Here is a 4,686-nt window from a genome sequence, read left to right as displayed (position 1 = left end):
CCTTCCCGGAGCAATGTAGCGTATAGCGAACAGGCCTCTGGCCGCAGCGGGTCCGGGCGAGAGTGCTCTGCTTCCGTGCACCGAAGCAGCCGGCTTCGGCCGCCGTTAACTGCGGGCGAAGTTTCTGCCTGGAGTCAGCGGTGGGCGAAGTTGAGTCCGAGGCGCTTTTCGCTCAGGTACAGGCTCAGGCCGATGCCGAGGGCGGCGAACGTGCAGGTCATCCACCAGGTGGACTGCCAGCCGCCGGTGACGGTCGCCAGCCAGGCGACGATGGCCGGGCCGGTGAAGTTGCCGACGTTGAAGATCTGCTGCATCAAACCCATGGCGGCAGGAGTGGAGCCGTCCGCCGGCGCAAGATCCACCGCCATGCGGGTCAGCGTGGACGGAATCACCGAACCCACCATCGAAAACACGGCCACGCAGGCGAACTGGATGGCCATGCCGCCCGGCACCGAGGTCCAGTCGATGGCGAAGGTGAGCACCGTCGTCGTGCCCATCAGAATGAAGGTGGGGATGATCAGCAGGCGCGGAGGGACGCCGCGTTGCAGCAGCGGAGCGGCGCCGATAGCCCCCACGATGTTGAGGCCGCCCACCACCGCCGACAGGATTCCCGGCCAGATGCCGGTGACGCCGTTCTGCTGATAAATGGTGGGCAGGAAGCCGACCACGGCCATCCACTGGACCGTGTAGCAGCCGAACACCACACCGGCGACCCACGGTTTGGGGGACCGCACCGTGCGGCCGATGCGGCGGATGGCCGCCGGCAGGCCGGAGCCGTCGCGCGCGGGGTCCTGCGGCACGAACCTCAGCACCAAGGGGATCGGCGCCAGCGTCAGGGCGGCCATGATCCACCACCAGGTGTGCCAGTCGGTGGCCTGCAGGATGAGCGCGCTGGCCACCAGGCCGGTGAAGGTCGCGAAGCCCTGATAGGCGCTCCAGAAGCCAACGGCCATGTTCACCCGGGCCATCGGCGTGCTGGAACGGATCAGGCCGGGCGCCACCACCGTGGTCAACAGGAAGCCGGCGCCTTCGAGGGCTCGGCTGGCCATCAGCAGCGCGACCGAGTCGGCGAAACCGCCGATGATCGACCCGATGATGAGCAGCCAGAGGCCGGCCAGCAGGCAGCGCCGCGCACCGATCATCTCCGCCAGCAAGGAAACGGCCAGGCCGCCCGCCATGCCGGCCACCTGCACCACGCCCAGCAGCACGCCGGCCTGCACGAGCGACATGCCGAGCTCGTCCTGAATGATGGGAATGGCCGTGGGCAGCTTCCAGATGTGCATGGCGGCGGTAATGCCGGCAAGAACGACGGCGATCCACGCCGCGTCTGCCCGCTGCCCGGTGGCGACTGGTGCGGCCATGGTGCTCCTTCCGCCCGACTGCCGATTGTTGCCTGTACAGACTATCTGCGGCGGGCCGAAGGTGACGCGCGGCACGTAAGACGGGAGTCTGCGTCGTAATAGTTGACTCCAATGTGGCCAGCCGGCGCCGGACGCGCGCGGGTGTAGGCAGGGTGGTGGTGGGGCGGCGGCAGGGGATGGCGGCCGTGAATCCAGGCGGTTGGTGCCCGGGCGGGGGCGGCGGCAGGGGATGGCGGCCGTGAATCCAGGCGGTTGGTGCCCGGGCGGCGGCGGCGCGGCGGCTGTGGATAGACTGGCTAGGGCGGCAATCCCGCCGTGAACTACGGGAGGCAACATGTTCGAACCTGGGGCGCCGATCGATGAGGTCGAGCGCGATGTCGAAGCGATCATCATGGATTTGGTGCACGAGCTGGGCGAGCGTGCGGACGCTGATCCGGAGCCGCTGGGCGCCGAGGAGCGGGCCTACATTGCGGCGTTCTCCGATGCCCAGGCAAACACCGACCGGAACCAGACTGCCCTGCTGTCCACGGCCATCCGGCAACCGAACCTGGCCGAATCGCTGGTCTACCTCAACCAGCGGCTGGACCGGCAGGACCTCGATCCCCGCGAGCCCGTGGGCATCATCGGTATCATCGTCCGGCTGGCCATGGACGGGCTGTGGGTCTCCGACATGCTGGACAGCACACGGTTCAGGCCCGAAGACCGGCGCCGGATTACGGACGTGCTCACCGGCATGACGTATCTGACCGACGAACGGCTTAAGGAACTGCTGGCCGAGCTGCGGCCGAAGCCCCGGCAGCCTGAGAAAGACTGAAGCTAAGCGCCAAATGCGCCCCGCTGGCGTGCCAAGGCGATGACCACGCGCCTGATGAGGTCGTAGGGGATTGGTTTTCCCAGCGGAAACTTCAGTGTCCCCTTGGCTCCGGCGTAAGGCTCCATGTCACGCTCCAGGGCCGCGTCGGCCTGAGGCAGTGGATAGAGCGAGACGTGGTGCTTCCATCCGGCGAAGTAGACCAGGTAGTGCCCCTCGAACATGATGGACGGCATGTCGTAGCTGATCTTCTCTTCGGACCCCGGTACGGCGTTGTGAATGGTTTGCCGGATCTCCTCCAAAATGATCCGGACATCCTCCGGGAACGACGCGATGTAGTCGTCGACTGTTGAAAACTGTCCGGTCATCCTGATCCACCTGCCGTCTTCTGCGCGCTGCCCTTAGTCGGTGTCTCCCGCGTCTGAGGTGAACGGTGTCAGCACGATCTTCCCGGCGGCATGGCCTTCCTGGCTGTAACGCATGGCGTCCGCAGCCTGATTCAGCGGAAAAGTGCGGTCGATATCAACCATGAGTTTGCCGGCGTCGGCCAGTCCGCTCAGCCGCGCGAGCTCAGCTCCGTCCGGACGCACCCAGATGTAGCGGCCGCCGCGTTTCGCCGCAGCGGGGTCGGCGATGGACGCGTGCCGGCCACCGTTGCGCAGTACGGACTGCGTGTCGTCCATGACGCCGCCCACGAAGTCCGCCACAACGTCCGCGCCCTGCGGCGCGAGTTCCCGCACGCGGTGCACCAGGCCGTCGCCGTAGTCCACCGGTTCGGCGCCCAACTCCCGCAGCCGCTGGTGGTGCTTTTGTGAGGCGGTGGCTATGACCCGCAGCCCGCGCTCAATGCCCAGTTGGACGGCGATGCGGCCGACGCCGCCTGAGCCGTTGTGGATCAAAAGGGTTTCCCCGGCCGCCGGAGCCAGCGCGTCCAGGGTCCGCTGTGCCACCATTCCGGCCAGCGGCAGGCCGCCGGCTTGCTCCCAGGACAACGACGCCGGTTTGCGGGTCACCATGGCGACCGGCAGGGCGACGAACTCCGCGTACGTTCCGCCCGCCACAGTGTCCCGGCGGCCGTAGGCGTAAACCTCATCGCCGGGCGAAAACTCCGGGGTATCCGGTCCCGTTTCCTCGACCACTCCGGCAACGTCCCAGCCCGGGATCACCGGAAAATGGACATCCAGCATCCTGTCCAGCCCGCCGGACATCACCTTCCAGTCCACCGGGTTGACGCCGGCGGCCTGGACCCGGATCAGGACCGCACCGGGGGCTACCTTCGGCCGGGGAACCTCTGCGTGCTCCAGCACCTCTGGCCCACCGTAACGGGTGTACCTCATAGCCTGCATGGTCTTGGCCAATGGATGCCGCCTTCCCTTTTCAATCCACCCTAGTGGCGGGCGGCGGGCTTGCCTATGGTGCCAAAAGCGGGGCCCTGGGCAGGGGACGACGACGGCGATGCGCCGCCGTCGTGCCGGTCAGAGGGCGCCCGTCACGGTGCCGTAAGCCAGCGGCACCAGAATCGGTGCCAGCAGGCAGGCGGCTGCGATCCAGCAGGCGCGGTTGCGCCGGACCAGCGCGATGCCAGCGAGGACCGGCGCGGCGGCCATGATGGCAAGGGCGGCCAGGCCGACGAACCCGGTGGCGGGATCCGGAGCGCCGCAGGAGATCATGCATCCGGTGAACCCGATGTAGGCCACCATCAAGGCCCAAACGATCGGCAGGCCCAGCGCAGCCCAGCCGCCGACCATCAGCAGAACGCCCCACCACACGGGGCGGCGGGCAGGAGCAGCGGTGTCCGTCACCGTGTTTGTCTATCAGTGGAAAGCGGGGCGAGGCAATGATTGCCGGCCACCTGAACCCGGTTGATGTAAGGAACGTCACCCCCGCGGAAGAAATTCCGGTACGAGGGAACGCTGTTGAACCCGGTAGACCCACCCGCCCCAACCTGAGGAGTCACATGAGCGTCGAAACCGCTGACGTCAACCTGGAGAACGAACTGTCCGTGGACCGCGAGGCCGCCAACCAGCTGTTCCTGGAAGCCCGCACCGCGAACACCTTCTCCACCGAGCCGGTTTCGGACGAGCAGCTGGCCGCCATCTATGAGCTGGCCAAGATGGGCCCGACCATGATGAACAACCAGCCGTTGCGCATTACCTGGGTCCGCTCTGCGGAAGCCCGGGCAAAACTCGCCGCCCGCATGGCGGAGGGCAACCGCGCCAAAACCGAGACCGCTCCGATGGTCGCCGTGCTCAGCTACGACACCGACTGGCACGAGCACTTCGAAACCTTCTTCCCCCACGCTCCGGAGCGCAAGGCGATGTTCGACGACAACGCCGAGATGCGCGCCGAGGTCGCCAAGAACAACGCATGGCTGCAGGCCGGATTCTTCATCGTGGCCGTCCGCGCCGTGGGCCTGCACGCCGGCCCCATGGGCGCCTTCGACGCAGCAGGCATCGACGAGGACTTCAACGCCGGAACCGCCAACCGCACCTTCATGGTGGTCAACGTCGGCAC

At 67.1% G+C, this 4,686-nt stretch carries 6 protein-coding genes; 2 read left to right on the top strand and 4 right to left on the bottom strand.

Going from position 1 to position 4,686, the window contains the following annotated elements:
• Positions 1–134: 134 nt before the first annotated feature.
• Entirely contained in the window at positions 135–1,361 is a 1,227-nt protein-coding gene (locus tag AC5RWT_RS34675) for an MFS transporter (RefSeq protein WP_494084182.1), read from the bottom strand.
• Positions 1,362–1,695: 334 nt separating this feature from the next.
• Between AC5RWT_RS34675 and AC5RWT_RS34670 the strand changes: the two genes are divergently transcribed.
• Positions 1,696–2,175: a TetR family transcriptional regulator gene (locus AC5RWT_RS34670; RefSeq protein WP_494084181.1), complete on the top strand. Its 480-nt coding sequence runs from the start codon at positions 1,696–1,698 to the stop codon at positions 2,173–2,175.
• A gap of 2 nt (positions 2,176–2,177) precedes the next feature.
• Here the strand turns inward: AC5RWT_RS34670 and AC5RWT_RS34665 are convergent, their stop codons facing one another.
• From AC5RWT_RS34665 to AC5RWT_RS34655, 3 genes are all read right to left on the bottom strand, one after another.
• Positions 2,178–2,540 (bottom strand): iron chaperone, encoded by a 363-nt coding sequence (locus AC5RWT_RS34665; protein ID WP_494084180.1) that lies wholly within the window; start codon positions 2,538–2,540, stop codon positions 2,178–2,180.
• A gap of 33 nt (positions 2,541–2,573) precedes the next feature.
• A complete protein-coding gene (locus AC5RWT_RS34660; RefSeq protein ID WP_494084183.1) occupies positions 2,574–3,518 on the bottom strand; it encodes an NADP-dependent oxidoreductase in 945 nt (314 codons plus the stop codon).
• Positions 3,519–3,647: 129 nt separating this feature from the next.
• Positions 3,648–3,974 carry a hypothetical protein gene (locus AC5RWT_RS34655; RefSeq protein ID WP_494084179.1) on the bottom strand — a complete coding sequence of 109 codons (327 nt, stop codon included), beginning with the start codon at positions 3,972–3,974 and terminating at the stop codon, positions 3,648–3,650.
• A 155-nt stretch (positions 3,975–4,129) separates the two neighbouring features.
• Between AC5RWT_RS34655 and AC5RWT_RS34650 the strand changes: the two genes are divergently transcribed.
• A partial coding sequence (locus tag AC5RWT_RS34650) for a malonic semialdehyde reductase (protein WP_494084178.1) occupies positions 4,130–4,686 on the top strand: 557 nt, incomplete at its 3' end.

The organism is Arthrobacter sp. Dra40, from assembly GCF_059091905.1.
The sequence above is the reverse complement of the archived record's forward strand: the minus strand, read 5'-3'. Positions and strand labels throughout refer to the sequence as shown.